The sequence below is a fragment of the Sphingomonas suaedae genome (genome assembly GCF_007833215.1).
GTDB lineage: Bacteria > Pseudomonadota > Alphaproteobacteria > Sphingomonadales > Sphingomonadaceae > Sphingomonas > Sphingomonas suaedae.
The window spans coordinates 3,370,847-3,385,352 of sequence record NZ_CP042239.1; the positions used below are offsets into that span (position 1 = coordinate 3,370,847).

The following is a 14,506-nucleotide window of genomic DNA, read 5'->3' on the forward strand; positions in this document are numbered from 1 at the left end:
GGCACTTCGACAGCGCCCGTCATTTCGACGGTCAAAGATTGCAGGTGATCGGGTTACCCGTAATCGTGACAGTTACAGTGCCACCGCTCGTCGCGCCGAGACTATCTTGCACGGTGTAGGAGACAGCTGTCGCGCCCGGCGTTGACGTGGCAGTCACTTCGATCGTCGTTGAATTGACAATCGTGACGTAGAGCGGACCGCTAACGCTAACCAAGCTCAACGGCGTGTTGTTGTCAGGGTCATAATCGTTAGCGAGCACGTTCTTCTGCGCTGTTCCATTGCAGAAGATGTTCATCGAGTCCGCCACAGCCACAGGTGGTTGGTTAGTTGGGGTGGGCGTGGGACTCGGTGTAGGTGTCGGGCTTGGCGTCGGCGTCGGCGTAGGTGTTGGCGTCGGATATGTGGAAGTCGTGCATGCCGCCGCACCGCCTACCGTCGTCACGTAACGCTCGCGATTGTTCGCTGCGTCGTAGCAAATCGCGGTGTTCGTACCGTTGTTGGCACCGCCCGATATGGAGGATGTCCGAAGACGGCCTAGCGCGTCATATCCATAGGTGATTGTCTCTGCGCCAGCCGCATAGGTTCCCAGCAGCGCGGCAACACCGCAGCCGCACAGCAATAAACGCCGTCGCATGATTTCCCCCCAACGATTCGCCACATTAGGGCATCTTTTTGCGGACGCATCAATGCACAGAATCCACTTTTATTCTGCGTGCATTCATCGAGTTGCTTTCGCGCTCTGCCATTATGACGCCTTGCGCAAATTCCGCGGCGGTCGTGTACTATGCGCGCGAATCGCAACGTACCGGGGGGCTGATGCGACGGATTTTTTCGACAGCGGCTGTGTTGAATGCCGCTCTGACTTCAACCGCGGCGCGAGCACAGGACACGTTGGCGGACCCCGCGGGGTCCGGCCCGCTGATAGGCGCGGTCAACTGGCTCCAGGGGACTCTGCTTGGCACCATCGCGACGGTCGTCGCCGTGATCGCGGTAGCGGTCGTGGGCCTCATGATGCTGACCGGCCGGATCAACTGGCGCTATGGCGCAACCGTCATCCTGGGCTGCTTCATCCTGTTCGGCGCGGCGAGCATCGTGGCGGGCATTCAGTCCAGCGCCTCGCTCGGCGGCTGAACGGTGGAGGGGCTTGAACGCGATACGGTATTCACGGCGCTGACGCGTCCGCAGATGTTCGCAGGGGTTACCTACACCTATTTTGTCGCCAATGCCGTAATCGCGACCGAGCTTTTCTTGATCTTTCGTTCCACCTGGGTCTTGGCCACCGCGCTCGTAATCCATCTCGCCGGGGTGCTGCTTTGCCTGCGCGAGCCGCGCTTCTTCGATCTCTGGCTCACCAAAGTCGGCCGCTGCCCGCGTGTCCGCAATCACGCGATCTGGCAATGCAACTCCTATCGCCCCTGACCAGCGATCCCAAGGTCATCGCACGCGAGAAACCGGCAGGCGATCACCTGCCCTATGCGCGCCACGTCGACGATTACACGATCGAAACGCGTGACGGGCTACTCATGCAGACCATCCAGTTGCGCGGGCTGCATTTCGAGACCGCAGACACCGAAGAACTCAACTACCGCAAGCGGCTGCGCGACGCGATGCTGCAAGCGATCGGCTCCTCGCGCTTTGCGCTCTACCATCATGTGGTGCGTCGCCGGGTCGACACGGGCCTGGAAGCGGAGTTTCCGGACGCATTCTCGCAGCGGCTCGACACCGCATGGCGCACGCGATTGTCGACCCGTCAGCTCTACGTCAACGACCTGTTCCTGACCCTGATCCGACGCCCGATGCAAGGACAGCTCGGCGCGCTCGATCGGGTTCGTTCGTGGCTCGGAAAACGGGTCGCGGATCGCGATGCATCGGCCGCCCATGAACTGCGCCAGCTCGACACTGCGCGCGATGCGCTGATGGCGGCAATGGGCAGCTATGAGCCCAAGCTGCTCAGTGTCTACGACATGCCGCAAGGCCCCTGCTCGGAACCACTCGAGTTCCTGTCGGGCCTGTTCAACGCTGAGCTCCGCCCTGTCCTACTCCCGCATGAGGATATCGGCCAGTATCTACCCTGGCGACGCATCAGTTTCGGTCAGGAGACGGTCGAGCTTGGCGCGGCCGCAGGGCATCCCGCGAGCTATATGGGCCTCCTCTCGATCAAGGATTACCCGGCGCAGACTGCACCCGGCATGTTCGACGAGCTGCTGCGCTTGCCGTTCGAGCTCACCATCTCGCAAAGCTTTGGGTTCGTGGAACGACAGGTGGCACTCTCCCGCATGAACCTGGCGCTGCGCCGCATGCGATCGGCAGAGGATGAGGCGTTGAGCCTGCGCGCCGAACTCTCCAACGCCAAGGACGATGTCGCCGCGGGACGGGCGGGCTTTGGCGAACACCATATGACGATCGCGATCCGCGGCGAAACGCCCGCCAAAGTGGATGCGGCCGTCGCTGAGGCGCAGGCGACGCTTGCGGACCTCGGCGCAATCGCGGTGCGCGAGGATATCGCGCTCGAACCTGCGTTCTGGGCGCAGTTCCCCGGCAACTTCAAATATATCGCGCGGCGCGGTCTCATCTCGACACGAAACTTTGCAGGCCTCGCGAGCAGTCACAATTTTCCCCAAGGCCAAGCCATTGGCAATCACTGGGGCGAGGCGGTCACTCTGCTCGAGACCACGGCGGCGGGGCCGTATTTCTTCAACTTCCACCAGGGCGATCTCGGCAACTTTACCGTCATCGGACCGTCCGGGTCGGGCAAAACGGTCGTACTCAATTTTCTGCTCACGCAGGCCCGCAAGTTTCGCCCCCGCATCATCTTCTTTGATAAGGATCGGGGAGCCGAGCTCTTCATCCGGGCGATCGGCGGCCAGTACGACCAGCTGCGCCCCGGCACGCCCTCCGGCCTCAACCCGCTCCAGCTCGAGGACACGCCGGCCAATCGCCAGTTCCTGATCGACTGGATCGCGCTGTTGGCAGGCGGCACAGTGACCGAGGAGGTAGCGCAGATCAAGGACGCGATCGACGCGAACTTCTTGCAACCTCTGGAACACCGGCGCCTTGCCCATCTGGTCGAGCTGTTCCGGGGCGGGCGTCGCCCGCACAGCGAGGATCTGTGGTCGCGGCTGCGGCCCTGGTGGGGTGACGGCGAACGAGCCTGGCTGTTCGACAACGCGCGCGATCTTACCGACCTCAAGTCGGACACGGTCGGGTTCGACATGACGCAGATCCTTGACGATCCGGCACTGCGCTCGCCTGCGATGATGTATCTGTTCCACCGGGTGGAAGAGCGGCTCGATGGCAGCCCCGCGATCATCGTCGTGGACGAAGGCTGGAAGGCGCTTGACGACGATGTGTTCGTGCGTCGCATCAAGGATTGGGAAAAGACGATCCGCAAAAGGAACGGCATTGTAGGCTTTGCCACGCAAAGCGCGCAGGACGCGCTCGAAAGCCGAATCGCGAGCGCGATCATCGAACAGGCCGCCACGCAAATTTTCATGGCCAGCCCAAAGGCGCGCGCGGTCGACTATATGGATGGCTTTGGGCTCAGCGCGCACGAATTCGATCTGGTGCGCAGCCTTCCCGACAATGCGCATTGCTTCCTGATCAAGCATGGCAACCACAGCGTCGTCGCGCGGCTCAACCTCTCGGGCGAGCGCGATATCCTGACGATCCTCTCAGGCCGCGAACGTACGGTACGGCTGCTCGATGAAATCCGCACCACCAGCGGAGACGCCCCCGCCGACTGGATGCCGCAATTGCTGGAGCGCGCGTGATGACTTGTCCGGCGCTTCCCGCAGATGGCTTTCTGAGCGGCGTACTGCGCTTTGTCGATTGCGAGGCGCAGACGATCGGCGCGAACGGCTATCAGGCGCTGGCGTCGCCGGGATCGTCGTTCTCGCTCATCCTGACCGCGCTGCTGACGCTGTTCATCGCGCTGTTCGGCTATCGCATGCTGCTCGGCCATGTGCCGAGCGTGCGCGAAGGCGTGCTCGCCTTCGTCAAAATCGGTGTCGTGCTCGTGCTCGCGACCAGCTGGCCCGCCTATCGCACCCTTGTGTACGACACGGTGATCCGTGGACCGGCGGAACTCAGCGCCTCGATCGGCGGCGCAGCCGCGCTTCCCGGCGCTCAGGGCGGGATGGTCTCGCGGCTCGAGGCCGTCGATCAAGCTATGGTGTCGCTGGCGATCCTTCGCGCCGGGCAACCCGCCAACGCAGCTGAGGCCGCCCAGCACATGCCGCCGCCCATTGACGGGTTCGAGGCATTTGCGCTTGGAGGCGCGCGCATTCTCTATTTGATCGGAATTGTCGGCGCCTTCGCGGCAGTCCGATTGATTGCAGGACTGTTGCTGGCGCTCGCGCCATTCTTCTTGGCCTTTCTGCTGTTCGACGGGACGCGCGGGCTGTTCGAAGGCTGGCTGCGCGTGTTGCTTGGCGCAGCGCTGGGCGCGCTTGGTGTATCGATCGTTCTCGGCGTGCAACTGGCGCTGCTCGAACCCTGGCTATCCAGCCTTCTCGCCGCCCGTGCTGCTAACCTGGCGGTGCCGAACGCACCGGTCGAGCTGCTGGTGGTTGCGACGCTGTTCTGCCTGATCCTCGCCGCAATGCTGTGGGGCGTATCGCGGCTTGCCGCAGGGTTCCGCTTTCCGGAGATTCGCGAGTGGGTCGGCCGGTCGGGCGACGCTCCGGCGCGGCCCGATACGGAGCAACGCATCCTCACACCCGACAAGGAAAGCCAGCCCGCCGCCGCGCACTCACGCGCTGCCGCAATCGCGGACGCGGTCGTCGCGAGCCAAAGGCGTGAGACCGCCGATACGGTCCAGCCCATCGGCTCGGGAAGCCGGGTTCCGATCCAGGCCGCCTCGCGCCCGATCGAAACCGCGCCTGCAATCCCGCTCGGTCAAAGCGCACGCCGCCGTACCAGCAACCGCATATCGGCCAGCGTCGGCCGCAGAGATCAGACATGAAGGAAGAACCGCGCGCCAAGCGCGACGCCTATTATCGCGAAGCAGCGAGTTGGGCGCAGGACCGGCACGATGCGCTGCGCCGCTCGCGGCGCATTGCCTGGATCGTCGCCGGCGCGGCCGCGGCGATCGCGGTGCTCGAAGCCTTTGCGCTGATGCTGCTGACCCCGCTCAAGACGGTCGAACCCTATACGCTGCTGGTCGACAAGCAGACAGGGTTTGTCCAGGCGGTCAAGCCGCTCGAACCCGCCCAGATCTCGGGTGACGCAGCGCTGACCCAATCATTCCTCGTCCAATATGTGATCGCGCGGGAGAGCTTCGATATCGACGCGCTTCAGGCAAACTATCGCAAGGTCGCGCTCTGGTCGGGCGATAGCGCGCGCAGCCGCTATATCGCGAGCATGCAGCCTTCGTTCGCGGACAGCCCGCTCAACCGCTATCCGCGCTCCACGGTAGTCGAGACCAACGTCAAGAGCGTCTCACCGATGGGTCCCGGAGCGGCAATGGTCCGCTTCGAAACCCGCCGCACCGACCAGGGCGGACAGGCGCGCGTAATCGGCTCCTGGGTCGCGGTCGTGCGCTATCGCTATTCGGGCGAGCCGATGCGGGTAGAGGACCGGTATCTCAATCCCCTGGGATTCCAGGTGCTCCGCTATCGCCGCGATCCCGAAGCGATGCCGCAGACAGAGCCCGCCTCGTCGCCTGCACAAAGCGGCCCTGCGGGCGCGAGTACGCCAGCACAATGATGCGAACCATGGTCCTTGTCGCCGCGCTGGCCTTTGTAGGTTCGAGCCTCGCGCAGGTGCGTCCTCAGCCGGGTGCGGGCGATCCGCGCCTCCAATCGGTCGAGTTCCGGGCAGAGCAGGTCGTCACGCTCGAAGTCGCGACCGGATATCAGCTCTCCCTCGAATTTGCGCCGGACGAGCGGATCGAGAGCGTTGCGGTCGGCGATAGCGGCGCGTGGCTGGTTACACCCACCCAGCGCGGCAGCCACCTGTTCATAAAGCCGGTCGAGACAGGTGTCGCGACCAACATGACCGTGGTGACGGACGCCCGCACCTATCTGTTCGATCTCCAGCCTTTACCCGGTCCATCGTCACTTATGGCGTACACGGTGCGCTTCACCTACCCCAAGCCAAGCACTGCGGCATCGATGCTGACAGAGGCGGCGCAACCAACAAGCGAGACCCTTTACCGCGTGAGCGGGGACCGGCGCTTGCGGCCATCGGAACTCAGTGACGATGGCATCAAGACCTACATCCGCTGGCCCGCTGCGGTGGCCCTGCCTGCGGTATACGGCATCGATGATCGCGGCCGGGAGACGTTGCTCAACGGCATGATGCGCGACGGGCTCTACGTAATTGACGGCGTGTCCGAGCGGCTTGTGTTCCGGATCGACAACCGCATCGCACGGGCAAAGCGCGTGCGCGCTTCGAGGAAGCGCTGATGGAACCGGCCCCCGCATCGGCGCCCCAAGGCGAGGCGGATATCCGCCCCAGCGTCGCCAACGCGAGCCGACAGATGCCACATTGGATCTTGGTGACCGCAGTTGTTGCCGCAGGCGCAATCCTGTTCGTAATCCTCGATGGACGGCGCAGGGCGACCAACGCTCCGGCGGTCAAGGCACAGCGTACCGATCTGGTAGCGAGCCCGCCCATGCCGCTCTACATTCCGCCCGCCTATGTGCCGGAACCTGCGTCCGTCGCGGCGGCGCTCCCCGTCCCCGCACTCCCGCCCGCAATCCCGCCGCCGAGCCGTGTGGTGCCCCCAGCCGAACCGCAGATCGTCTATGTCCCGCAGCCCGAGCCGCAATCGGCCGCGCCACCTCCTCCCGCACGTCGCGATGCATCTCCCATTCTGGTGATCGACAACGGCGGCTCGGTACGAGGGGCAGGCGCACAGGCCACGTCCGACGCCGCCGGAACGCCACGACAAGGAGGAACGGCGGCTGCACCCGCGATGAACACCAATCGCGCGCGCGCTGGCGCGTTCGCCAATCGCGCAAACACCATCCTGCAAGGAACACTCATCCCTGCGGTGCTCGAGTCCGCTCTCGACTCGACCCGCGCCGGTTTTGCGCGGGCGATCGTCTCGCGCGACGTGCGCGGGTTCGATGGCACGCAGGTGCTGATCCCTCGAGGCAGCCGCCTCATCGGCGAATATGGTTCCGACAACGGCGCGGGGCAAAAACGCGCGCTCATTACCTGGACCCGCCTCATCCGTCCCGACGGCGTTACCATCGCGATCCAGTCGCCGGTCGCCGATACGCTGGGTCGCACAGGGGTGCGCGCAAAGGTCAACACGCATTTCTGGGAACGTTTTAGCGGGGCGATCCTGCAATCTGCCCTCGATATCGGCGTGAATATCGCTTCGCGCGAAGCTGGTGCTCAGACCGTCATAGCGCTGCCGGGCGCCAATGTGACCGCGCAGGCAGTGCAGCCGCAGCAGATCACGCCGACGCTGACCGTCAAGCCTGGGACGAGCATCAGTGTGTTCGTCGCGCGCGATCTTGACTTTACTGGCGCAGAGAACCGTCGATGACTGCGGCATCCCCGCGAGGCCAAGTCTATCTACTGAGCTACCTCGCGCCTTTTGGCGAGGCCCTGACGCGCCCGGATGTGACCGACATCTACGTCAACCGGCCCCACGAAATCTGGGCCGAATCCAGCGGCGGCGCGATCGAGCGCGACGATGCGCCATTGCTGGATGAAGTGACGCTCGGGCGCCTGGCGCGCCAGATCGCGGCGCTGGCACATCAAGGCATCAGCCGGGAACATCCATTGCTCTCGGCGACATTGCCAGACGGCGCCCGTGTCCAAATCGTGGCGCCGCCCGCAACCCGTGACGGCGTGGTGCTGGCGATCCGCAAGCACGTGTCGCCCGATCTGACGCTCGACGACTATCTCGCGACGGGCGCGTTCGATGCGACTCAGACCGGCGCGGAGGCCGAGAATGCGGACGATCAGCGGATCGCCGCGCTTGTCGAAGCGGGCGACATCTCCGGGGCACTGAGCACCGCCGTCCGCGCCCGAAAGAATATCCTCGTGTCCGGCGGGACCTCCACCGGCAAGACCACGTTCCTCAACGCGCTTCTGCGCGAGGTGCCGTCAGATGAGCGGCTGATCCTGATCGAGGATACGCCGGAGCTTCGGGCTACGCACCAGAACTCGGTTGGACTTCTCGCCGCACGTAGCGAGCTTGGTGAAGCGCGGGTCACCGCAAACGATCTGGTCGCTGCCTCACTTCGCATGCGCCCAGATCGGATCATTCTTGGCGAGCTACGCGGCGATGAAGCGCTCGCGTTCTTGCGCGCGGTCAATACCGGGCATCCCGGATCCATGACGACCGTCCATGCCGACAGCCCCCATGGCGCGATCGAACAGATCGCGCTGCTGGTGCTCCAGGCCGGTACACAGCTCAGCCGCGCCGACGTCCATCACTATGTGCGTTCGACGATCGACGTCTACGTACAGCTCTCGCGGTCCAGCGGACGCAGATATGTGTCGCAGGTCGCACTGCGCTCGATGCTTGGAGCTCAAGGCTGATGGGAGACCCGCTCTCCGGCCCCTCGACCAGCGCACTGGTGACCGCTGCGGAGTGGATACAGGGAACGCTTCTCGGGACACTCGCGACAACCATTGCGGTGATCGCGATCGCATGGATCGGACTTGGGATGCTCACCGGACGGATTGATCTGCGCCGCGGAGCTACGGTCGTGCTCGGCTGCTTTGTTCTCTTTGGTGCGCCCACCATCGCTGCTGGGTTGATGCGGCTTGGGGATGCTAGCGGTACTCGCGCCGCAGAGCCGATTGCGCTGGCCCCGCCCGCTCCGATCGTGACGCCCTCGCCAGTACCTTATGATCCTTATGCCGGGGCATCGGTGCCAGTTCGCTAGGCCTGCTGCTGGCACGATGCCAGCAGGCAGCGTCCTAAGCTGGATCAATTCGTCGCCAAAATTTGATGGTATCTCTGATGGTATCCAGCGGCGGCGTCTTCCCATTACCTATCTAGATCAATACCTTATACAACTCATTCAGCTTCCGCAGGGGGCTATGCGATCGACATCGATGCGCGGGGTGAGGGCTGGGTCCGCGTGACCGCTGCGGGCGAAGCGCGGGTCGCTGTCAGTTATGAAGCGGGACTCGCCGATAACTGGGCCGGGCTGCCGCCGCCAGTGGCGCAGGGCGTGGTGCTGCTGGCGGCGCATCTGTTCGAGGCGAGGGGTGCGCAGCCGCCGGCCGTGGTGACTGCGCTTTGGCGACCATGGCGGCGGATGCGGCTGGCCGGAGGGCGGGCGGCATGAGCGCGCTGGAGAACCAGGCCCGGCGGATCGGTGCGCGGGCGGCGGAGCGGATGCGCGAGCGGGTCGCGGTGGCGCTGCGCGACGAGCTGACCGAGGCGGTGAGCGTGGATGACGATGCGGTCGTCGTGACGGGGCGCGGTGCGGTGGCCCGGATGCTGCGCGAGCCGGCGCTGCGCTGGATCGCGGGGCTGATCCGATGAGCGCGCGCGAGGTGTTGCAGGCGGCCTGTGTCGCCGCGCTGAGCGATGCGCTGGAGGGGGTGGGCGTGTTCGATGCGCCGCCGGTACGCGCGGCGCTGCCCCATGCGGTGGTCGACGAGCCGCTGCTGGCGGACTGGTCGACCAAGGACATGGCGGGACGCGAGGGACGGATCGAGATCGGGCTGGTCGACCGCGGCGAGCGGCCGGGGCGGCTGCGCGCGCTGACGAGTGCGGCGGAGGATGCGCTGATGGCGATGGACGGGGGCCTGCCCGGTGGATGGCGGATCGTGACGCTGCAGCTGGTGCGCAGCCGGATCATCCGCGGAGGCGACGGATGGGTGGCGACGAGCGATTTTCGCGTGCGGATGCTGCGGGTGAACTGATCGGTCCCGCACCTGCCCGCTCCCCCACCCGGCCACCCATAGGATGCTGGCGCTGGGTGGCCGGGTGGGGGAGCGGGCAGGTGCCATAAGCAATAGGGAGACTTCAAATGGCGGTGGAGAAGGGAAGCGCGTTCCTGTTGAAGGTGGGCGATGGTGGGACGCCGGTGGCCTATGCGACGGTCGCGGGGCTGCGGACGACGCAGCTGAGCGTCAATGGCGAGGCGGTGGCGATCACGTCGAAGGATTCGGGCGGGTGGCGCGAATTGCTGTCCGGCGCGGGGTTGCGGTCGGTGAGCGTGTCGGCGGCCGGCGTTTTCACGGGATCGGCGGCGGAGACGCGGATCAAGGGGAATGCGCTGGCCGGGGTGCTCGACGATTATCGGCTGAGCTTCGAGAGCGGCGAGACGATGACCGGGCGGTTCCTGGTCACGCGGCTGGACTATGCCGGGGATTTCAATGGCGAGCGTTCGTACACGCTGAGCCTCGAAAGCTCCGGGCCGGTGGTGTCGGCATGAGCGCCAATCCCGCGCGCGGCGAGGCGGCGATCCGGGTGGCGGGGGGGGCGCTGGTGCTGCGGCCGAGCTTTGCCGCGTTGGTCGCGGCGGAGCAGGAGCTGGGGCCGCTGTTCGCTCTGGTCGAGCGGGCGGCGGAGGGTCGGCTGACGCTGGGCGAGATGGTGGCTTTGTTCTGGCATTGCCTGAAGGATCGGCCAGAGGGGCTGACTCGTGAGGCGTTCGGCGAGGGGGTGGCGGCGGGGGGACTTGCCGCGGCGACCCCGGCGCTGCGCGTGCTGATCGGGCAAATATTGGCGGGACGGTGAGCGCGTCGCGTGGGGCGGGCCCGCTCCACCGTGCTGCGCACGGTCCCCCGCCCCGTGCCGGGGAGGAATTTGCCGAGCGCGCCGCGCTGCTGGCGGGGCAGGCGGGGGTGGCGTTCGGCTGGGCGCCCGAGGCGTTCTGGCGCGCGACGCCGGCGGAACTGATGGCGCTGGTGCGGGCGGTGATGGGCGAAGCGGTCGCGCCGCCGGACCGCGAGACGATCGCGAAGCTGATGGAGGCATATCCCGATGGATGAGGAAATCGAGCGGCTGGTGGTGAGCGTGCGCGCCGACACGCAGGGGTTCGCGCGCGACGTGGCGGAGATGCGCGGGGCGATCGACGGGCCGTTGCAGGCGGGAGCCGACCGGGCGGGACGCGGGATCGAGACGGCGCTGTTGCGTGCGGTACGGACCGGGAAGCTGGGGTTCGAGGATCTGAAGCGGATGGCGAACCAGATGCTCGCGGAGATCGCGGCGGACGCGGTGCGCGGCGGGTTGGGCGCGATCTTTGGCAGCGGGGGCCTGGGCGGCTTGATCGGCGGGCTGTTCGGGCTGCCGGGACGAGCGACCGGTGGGCCGGTGGCGCCCGGGCGCCCCTATGTCGTCGGCGAGCGCGGGCCGGAGCTGTTCGTGCCGACCGCGAGCGGGCGGGTCGAGGTGCCGATGCCGGGCGGCGGGCGCGACGTGCGGGTGGCGATCACGATCCATGCGCCGGGCGGCGGGGAGGCGGCAGGGGCGCTGCGGCAATCGAGCCGGCAGGTGGCGCGGGCGGTGAAGGCGGCGCTCAGCGGGGTGGATTAGCTATTTTTCGAAAATGGCATGTCCGCTGCGGACGCTCCATGCTTCGTCCTCTTTCACGACTTCCACGATCGCGTGGAGCGTGCCGCGATCGTGATAATGCAGAGTGATTCTGCATGTCGCTGCGGTCTCGTCTTCTTCAGGTGGACGACAATGGACGCGCGATATCCGGGTCGCGCGAATGACACGTGCGGTCATGAGGCACTCTAAGCAGTCCCGGTTGAGCTTCTCTTGCGCCTCGATCTCGCGCCAGACCCTTACCGCCTCAGCCAGTTCCTGCGCCGACGGACATGTCGGCACTGAGCACGCGCCAGCGAGCAGAATCAGACTGATCAGCATCGAACCTCCATTCGGGCAAGTCGTATCACAAGGAGAAGGCTGTGACCTATTGGCTGGCGCGCGAGCGCACGGTGCAGGAGGCGGGTGTGCTGACGCGCTTCGACCCTGCCTATTGGACGGTCAATTTTCCGCGGCCGATGATGGCGAGCGTCGTCACAACTGCGCCGGACGCATTGCGCGTGGATGCGGTGTTCTATCGGCAGGACGATCTGGCGGGGCTGATCTGGGAGTCGGAGGACCGGCACGATCATCCGCTGCTCGCCTATGAAACCAGCCGCGATTATCGCGGGTGTCGGCTGGCGTTTCGGTGGCGATCCTTGGGGGTGCTGGCGCTGGACGCGGTCAACGGCCCGGTGTTGACGATCGAGGGGCGCGATGCGGCGGGGGCGCCGCGTGCCTGGTATGTGCGGCTGTGGAACTACGCGCAGGGGACGGCGGAGGATTGCGTCGTCACGATCGACTTTGCCAGCGTGGCGGGCGGGTTTCTGTTGCCCGCCGAGGCGGACCCGGTGTGGGCGGGGGATGTCGACCGGATGTTCGTGAGCCTGGTGCCGCCGGGCTATACGGGTGTGGACGCGGCGTTGGCGGCGCCGGTCGAGGGGTGGGTCGAGCTGTCGCAGATCGCGGTGAGCGGACCGGGCGCGGTGCTGGCGATCAGCGATGTCGTGGTGCCCGAACATGGGTTGTCGATCTGTAGCGGCTATGACGACAGCTATCACCTCACGCCCGCGCGGCTGCTGCGCAACGCGCTCCAGCTCGGCTATCGCGGGGACATCGTCCATTATGTCGGGATGAGCCATTATTTCCGGCTCGAGCCGCTGGGCGGCGGCTATTATGCGAGCCTTGCCGGCGGGGTGCTCAATGCGCCGTGCGCGGCGTGGCACGCGGATTTTGCCGAGCGGGCCAGGCGCCTCGGGTTCGGCGTGATCTGGTCGCTGAGCTACGAACTGTTCGACGCGCATTGCTGGAACGACTGGAAGCAGCGCGCGCATGACGGGTCGCCCGCGCTGACCGGGTGGGAGCCGCCATCGGCGCTGCTCTCCCCAGCGCATGGCGGGGCGATGGGGTATCTTCAGGCGGTGGCGGCGGCGTTCGTCGGGATCGCGCAGGGCGCGGGGCTGGCGGTGAAATTCCAGGTCGGCGAGCCATGGTGGTGGGTGATGGGCGATGGCCGCCTGTGCATCCATGACGATGCCGCGCGCGCGGTGCTGGGCGATCCGCCCGAGCAGAATGTGCGCGGCGCGCCCGATACCGCAGTGCTGGATGCGGCGGGGGCGTTGCTCGCGGCATCGACGGCGGCGCTGTGTGCGGCGGTGCGGGCGGTGGCGCCGGACGCGGTGACGCTGTTGCTCGCCTACCTCCCCACGGTGCTGGACCGTGCGGCGCCCGAGCTCAAGCGCGCGAACCTGCCGGTCGGCTGGGCGTCGCCCGCCTTCGATGTGCTGCAGCTCGAGGATTATGACTGGGCAGCGGCGGGCAATGCCGTGGCGAGCGCGCGCGGGGTGGCGCTGGCGCAAGAGCGGCTGGGCTATCCGGTCGAGCGGCAGCATTATTTCGCGGGATTCGTGTTGAACCCGGAGGATGCGCAGCAGTGGCGCGGGATCGCCGAGGCGGCGGACGCGGCGCGGCGGCGCGGGGTGGCGGCGACGTTCATCTGGGCGCTGCCGCAGGTGATCCGCGACGGGTTCGTGACATTCGATCAGGAGGAAGACGTGCAGGCTTTCGACGATGTGCTGTTCCCGATCGCGCTGGGGCGCGAGGCGGAGGTCGCGCCCGAGGTGTCGACCGCGATCCTGACGAGTGCGGGCGGGCATGAGGCGCGCAACGCCGCCTGGGCGCAGGCGCGAACCCGCTACGATGTCGGGCCGGGGGTACGGAGCGAGGAGGATATCCAGCGGCTGCTGGCCTTCTATCGCGCGCGGATGGGGCCGGCGCGGGCGTTCCGGCTGCGCGACCCGTTCGACGATTGCTCGAACGATGGCGGCGAGCCGGGGGCGAGCGACCAGCTGCTGGGCGGGGGCGATGGCGAGGCCCAGGCGTTCGCGCTGGTGAAACATTATGGCGGGGTGGTGCGGCGGATCACCCGACCGGTCGCGGGCAGCGTGCGGGCCGCGCTGGACGGCGAGGAGACCGTGGCGTTCGAGTTGGGCGCCGGCGGAGTGGTCGTGTTCGACGATCCGCCGGGCGAGGGTGCGGTGGTGACCGCCGGGTTCCGGTTCGACGTGCCGGTGCGCTTTGCCGAGGATTCGCTGAGCGTGAACCGGGCGACCTTCATGGCGGGGGCGGCGCCGAGCGTGCCGCTGATCGAGGTCCGCGAGGATTAGGGAGAGCGGTGCGTCACCGCGATCTCGCCGACGATCGCCGCGTTGAACGCGGGCAGATCCTCGGCGGGAATCCAGTATTCGCGGTGCGCGCGGCCACCCGCTTCCTCGATCCGGTATTTGGCGAGGAAATCGCTGCGCACCGCGAAGCGGGTCACGAAGCCCGAGCCGCTTTCGGGCACGTTCCAGTCGCGGGCGATCTTGATCGCATACTCCTCGCTCACCACGGGATAGAAGATCGGCTGCTCGGGAAGCCGGGGCGGGAATGCCCGCATGTCCGACTGACGGATCAGGTCCAGTTCGGCGGGGCCGACAGGGCGCCAGAGCGTCGTGGTGGCTACGGTCATGGGGCCGAGACTGGCTGGTCGCACCCATCGGATCAAGC

At 66.5% G+C, this 14,506-nt stretch carries 20 protein-coding genes; 17 read left to right on the forward strand and 3 right to left on the reverse strand.

Annotated features, from left to right (window positions below; genetic code table 11):
* Positions 1-31 precede the first annotated feature (31 nt).
* Positions 32-634 carry an Ig-like domain-containing protein gene (locus FPZ54_RS20370; protein WP_277872293.1) on the reverse strand — a complete coding sequence of 201 codons (603 nt, stop codon included), beginning with the start codon at positions 632-634 and terminating at the stop codon, positions 32-34.
* A gap of 182 nt (positions 635-816) precedes the next feature.
* Here FPZ54_RS20370 and FPZ54_RS16040 point away from each other — a divergent pair, with 182 nt between their 5' ends.
* The 16 genes from FPZ54_RS16040 (at position 817) to FPZ54_RS16115 (ending at position 11,464) form a co-directional block, all read left to right on the forward strand.
* Positions 817-1,131 carry a TrbC/VirB2 family protein gene (locus FPZ54_RS16040; protein ID WP_145849940.1) on the forward strand — a complete coding sequence of 105 codons (315 nt, stop codon included), beginning with the start codon at positions 817-819 and terminating at the stop codon, positions 1,129-1,131.
* A 3-nt stretch (positions 1,132-1,134) separates the two neighbouring features.
* Positions 1,135-1,419: a VirB3 family type IV secretion system protein gene (locus FPZ54_RS16045; protein WP_145848839.1), complete on the forward strand. Its 285-nt coding sequence runs from the start codon at positions 1,135-1,137 to the stop codon at positions 1,417-1,419.
* Positions 1,398-3,770, forward strand: coding sequence for a VirB4 family type IV secretion/conjugal transfer ATPase (locus FPZ54_RS16050; RefSeq protein WP_145848840.1), 2,373 nt, complete (start codon positions 1,398-1,400; stop codon positions 3,768-3,770). Before FPZ54_RS16045 ends, FPZ54_RS16050 begins: the two co-directional genes overlap by 22 nt.
* Positions 3,770-4,963 (forward strand): type IV secretion system protein, encoded by a 1,194-nt coding sequence (locus tag FPZ54_RS16055; protein ID WP_145848844.1) that lies wholly within the window; start codon positions 3,770-3,772, stop codon positions 4,961-4,963. The genes FPZ54_RS16050 and FPZ54_RS16055 overlap by 1 nt, the downstream gene beginning before the upstream one ends.
* Positions 4,960-5,706 carry a VirB8 family type IV secretion system protein gene (locus FPZ54_RS16060; protein WP_145848846.1) on the forward strand — a complete coding sequence of 249 codons (747 nt, stop codon included), beginning with the start codon at positions 4,960-4,962 and terminating at the stop codon, positions 5,704-5,706. Before FPZ54_RS16055 ends, FPZ54_RS16060 begins: the two co-directional genes overlap by 4 nt.
* A gap of 8 nt (positions 5,707-5,714) precedes the next feature.
* Positions 5,715-6,407: a TrbG/VirB9 family P-type conjugative transfer protein gene (locus FPZ54_RS16065; protein WP_186456794.1), complete on the forward strand. Its 693-nt coding sequence runs from the start codon at positions 5,715-5,717 to the stop codon at positions 6,405-6,407.
* Positions 6,407-7,501, forward strand: coding sequence for a TraB/TrbI/VirB10 family type IV secretion system protein (locus tag FPZ54_RS20260; RefSeq protein WP_239019605.1), 1,095 nt, complete (start codon positions 6,407-6,409; stop codon positions 7,499-7,501). Before FPZ54_RS16065 ends, FPZ54_RS20260 begins: the two co-directional genes overlap by 1 nt.
* Complete coding sequence (gene virB11 / locus FPZ54_RS16075) at positions 7,498-8,505, forward strand: P-type DNA transfer ATPase VirB11 (protein ID WP_145848849.1); 1,008 nt, start codon at positions 7,498-7,500, stop codon at positions 8,503-8,505. Before FPZ54_RS20260 ends, virB11 begins: the two co-directional genes overlap by 4 nt.
* Positions 8,505-8,855 carry a TrbC/VirB2 family protein gene (locus tag FPZ54_RS20410; RefSeq protein ID WP_145848850.1) on the forward strand — a complete coding sequence of 117 codons (351 nt, stop codon included), beginning with the start codon at positions 8,505-8,507 and terminating at the stop codon, positions 8,853-8,855. Before virB11 ends, FPZ54_RS20410 begins: the two co-directional genes overlap by 1 nt.
* A gap of 198 nt (positions 8,856-9,053) precedes the next feature.
* Positions 9,054-9,263 (forward strand): head-tail connector protein, encoded by a 210-nt coding sequence (locus FPZ54_RS16085; protein ID WP_145848851.1) that lies wholly within the window; start codon positions 9,054-9,056, stop codon positions 9,261-9,263.
* The gene (locus tag FPZ54_RS16090; protein ID WP_145848852.1) at positions 9,260-9,463 is read left to right on the forward strand and encodes a hypothetical protein; all 204 of its coding nucleotides are present in this window, start codon (positions 9,260-9,262) and stop codon (positions 9,461-9,463) included. Before FPZ54_RS16085 ends, FPZ54_RS16090 begins: the two co-directional genes overlap by 4 nt.
* Entirely contained in the window at positions 9,460-9,846 is a 387-nt protein-coding gene (locus tag FPZ54_RS16095) for a DUF3168 domain-containing protein (protein ID WP_145848853.1), read from the forward strand. Before FPZ54_RS16090 ends, FPZ54_RS16095 begins: the two co-directional genes overlap by 4 nt.
* A gap of 107 nt (positions 9,847-9,953) precedes the next feature.
* Positions 9,954-10,361: a phage major tail protein, TP901-1 family gene (locus FPZ54_RS16100; protein WP_145848854.1), complete on the forward strand. Its 408-nt coding sequence runs from the start codon at positions 9,954-9,956 to the stop codon at positions 10,359-10,361.
* Entirely contained in the window at positions 10,358-10,666 is a 309-nt protein-coding gene (locus FPZ54_RS16105) for a gene transfer agent family protein (protein ID WP_145848855.1), read from the forward strand. The genes FPZ54_RS16100 and FPZ54_RS16105 overlap by 4 nt, the downstream gene beginning before the upstream one ends.
* The gene (locus FPZ54_RS16110) at positions 10,663-10,920 is read left to right on the forward strand and encodes a phage tail assembly chaperone (RefSeq protein WP_186456795.1); all 258 of its coding nucleotides are present in this window, start codon (positions 10,663-10,665) and stop codon (positions 10,918-10,920) included. Before FPZ54_RS16105 ends, FPZ54_RS16110 begins: the two co-directional genes overlap by 4 nt.
* On the forward strand, positions 10,913-11,464 hold the full coding sequence (locus tag FPZ54_RS16115) for a tail tape measure protein (protein WP_145848856.1): 552 nt from the start codon (positions 10,913-10,915) through the stop codon (positions 11,462-11,464). The genes FPZ54_RS16110 and FPZ54_RS16115 overlap by 8 nt, the downstream gene beginning before the upstream one ends.
* Here the strand turns inward: FPZ54_RS16115 and FPZ54_RS16120 are convergent, their stop codons facing one another.
* Positions 11,465-11,800 (reverse strand): hypothetical protein, encoded by a 336-nt coding sequence (locus FPZ54_RS16120; RefSeq protein WP_145848857.1) that lies wholly within the window; start codon positions 11,798-11,800, stop codon positions 11,465-11,467.
* Positions 11,801-11,841: 41 nt separating this feature from the next.
* Between FPZ54_RS16120 and FPZ54_RS16125 the strand changes: the two genes are divergently transcribed.
* The gene (locus tag FPZ54_RS16125) at positions 11,842-14,124 is read left to right on the forward strand and encodes a DUF2460 domain-containing protein (protein WP_145848858.1); all 2,283 of its coding nucleotides are present in this window, start codon (positions 11,842-11,844) and stop codon (positions 14,122-14,124) included.
* Here FPZ54_RS16125 and FPZ54_RS16130 read toward each other — a convergent pair.
* Positions 14,121-14,468: an ADP-ribosylation/crystallin J1 gene (locus tag FPZ54_RS16130; RefSeq protein WP_145848859.1), complete on the reverse strand. Its 348-nt coding sequence runs from the start codon at positions 14,466-14,468 to the stop codon at positions 14,121-14,123. The genes FPZ54_RS16125 and FPZ54_RS16130 overlap by 4 nt on opposite strands.
* Positions 14,469-14,506 lie beyond the last annotated feature (38 nt).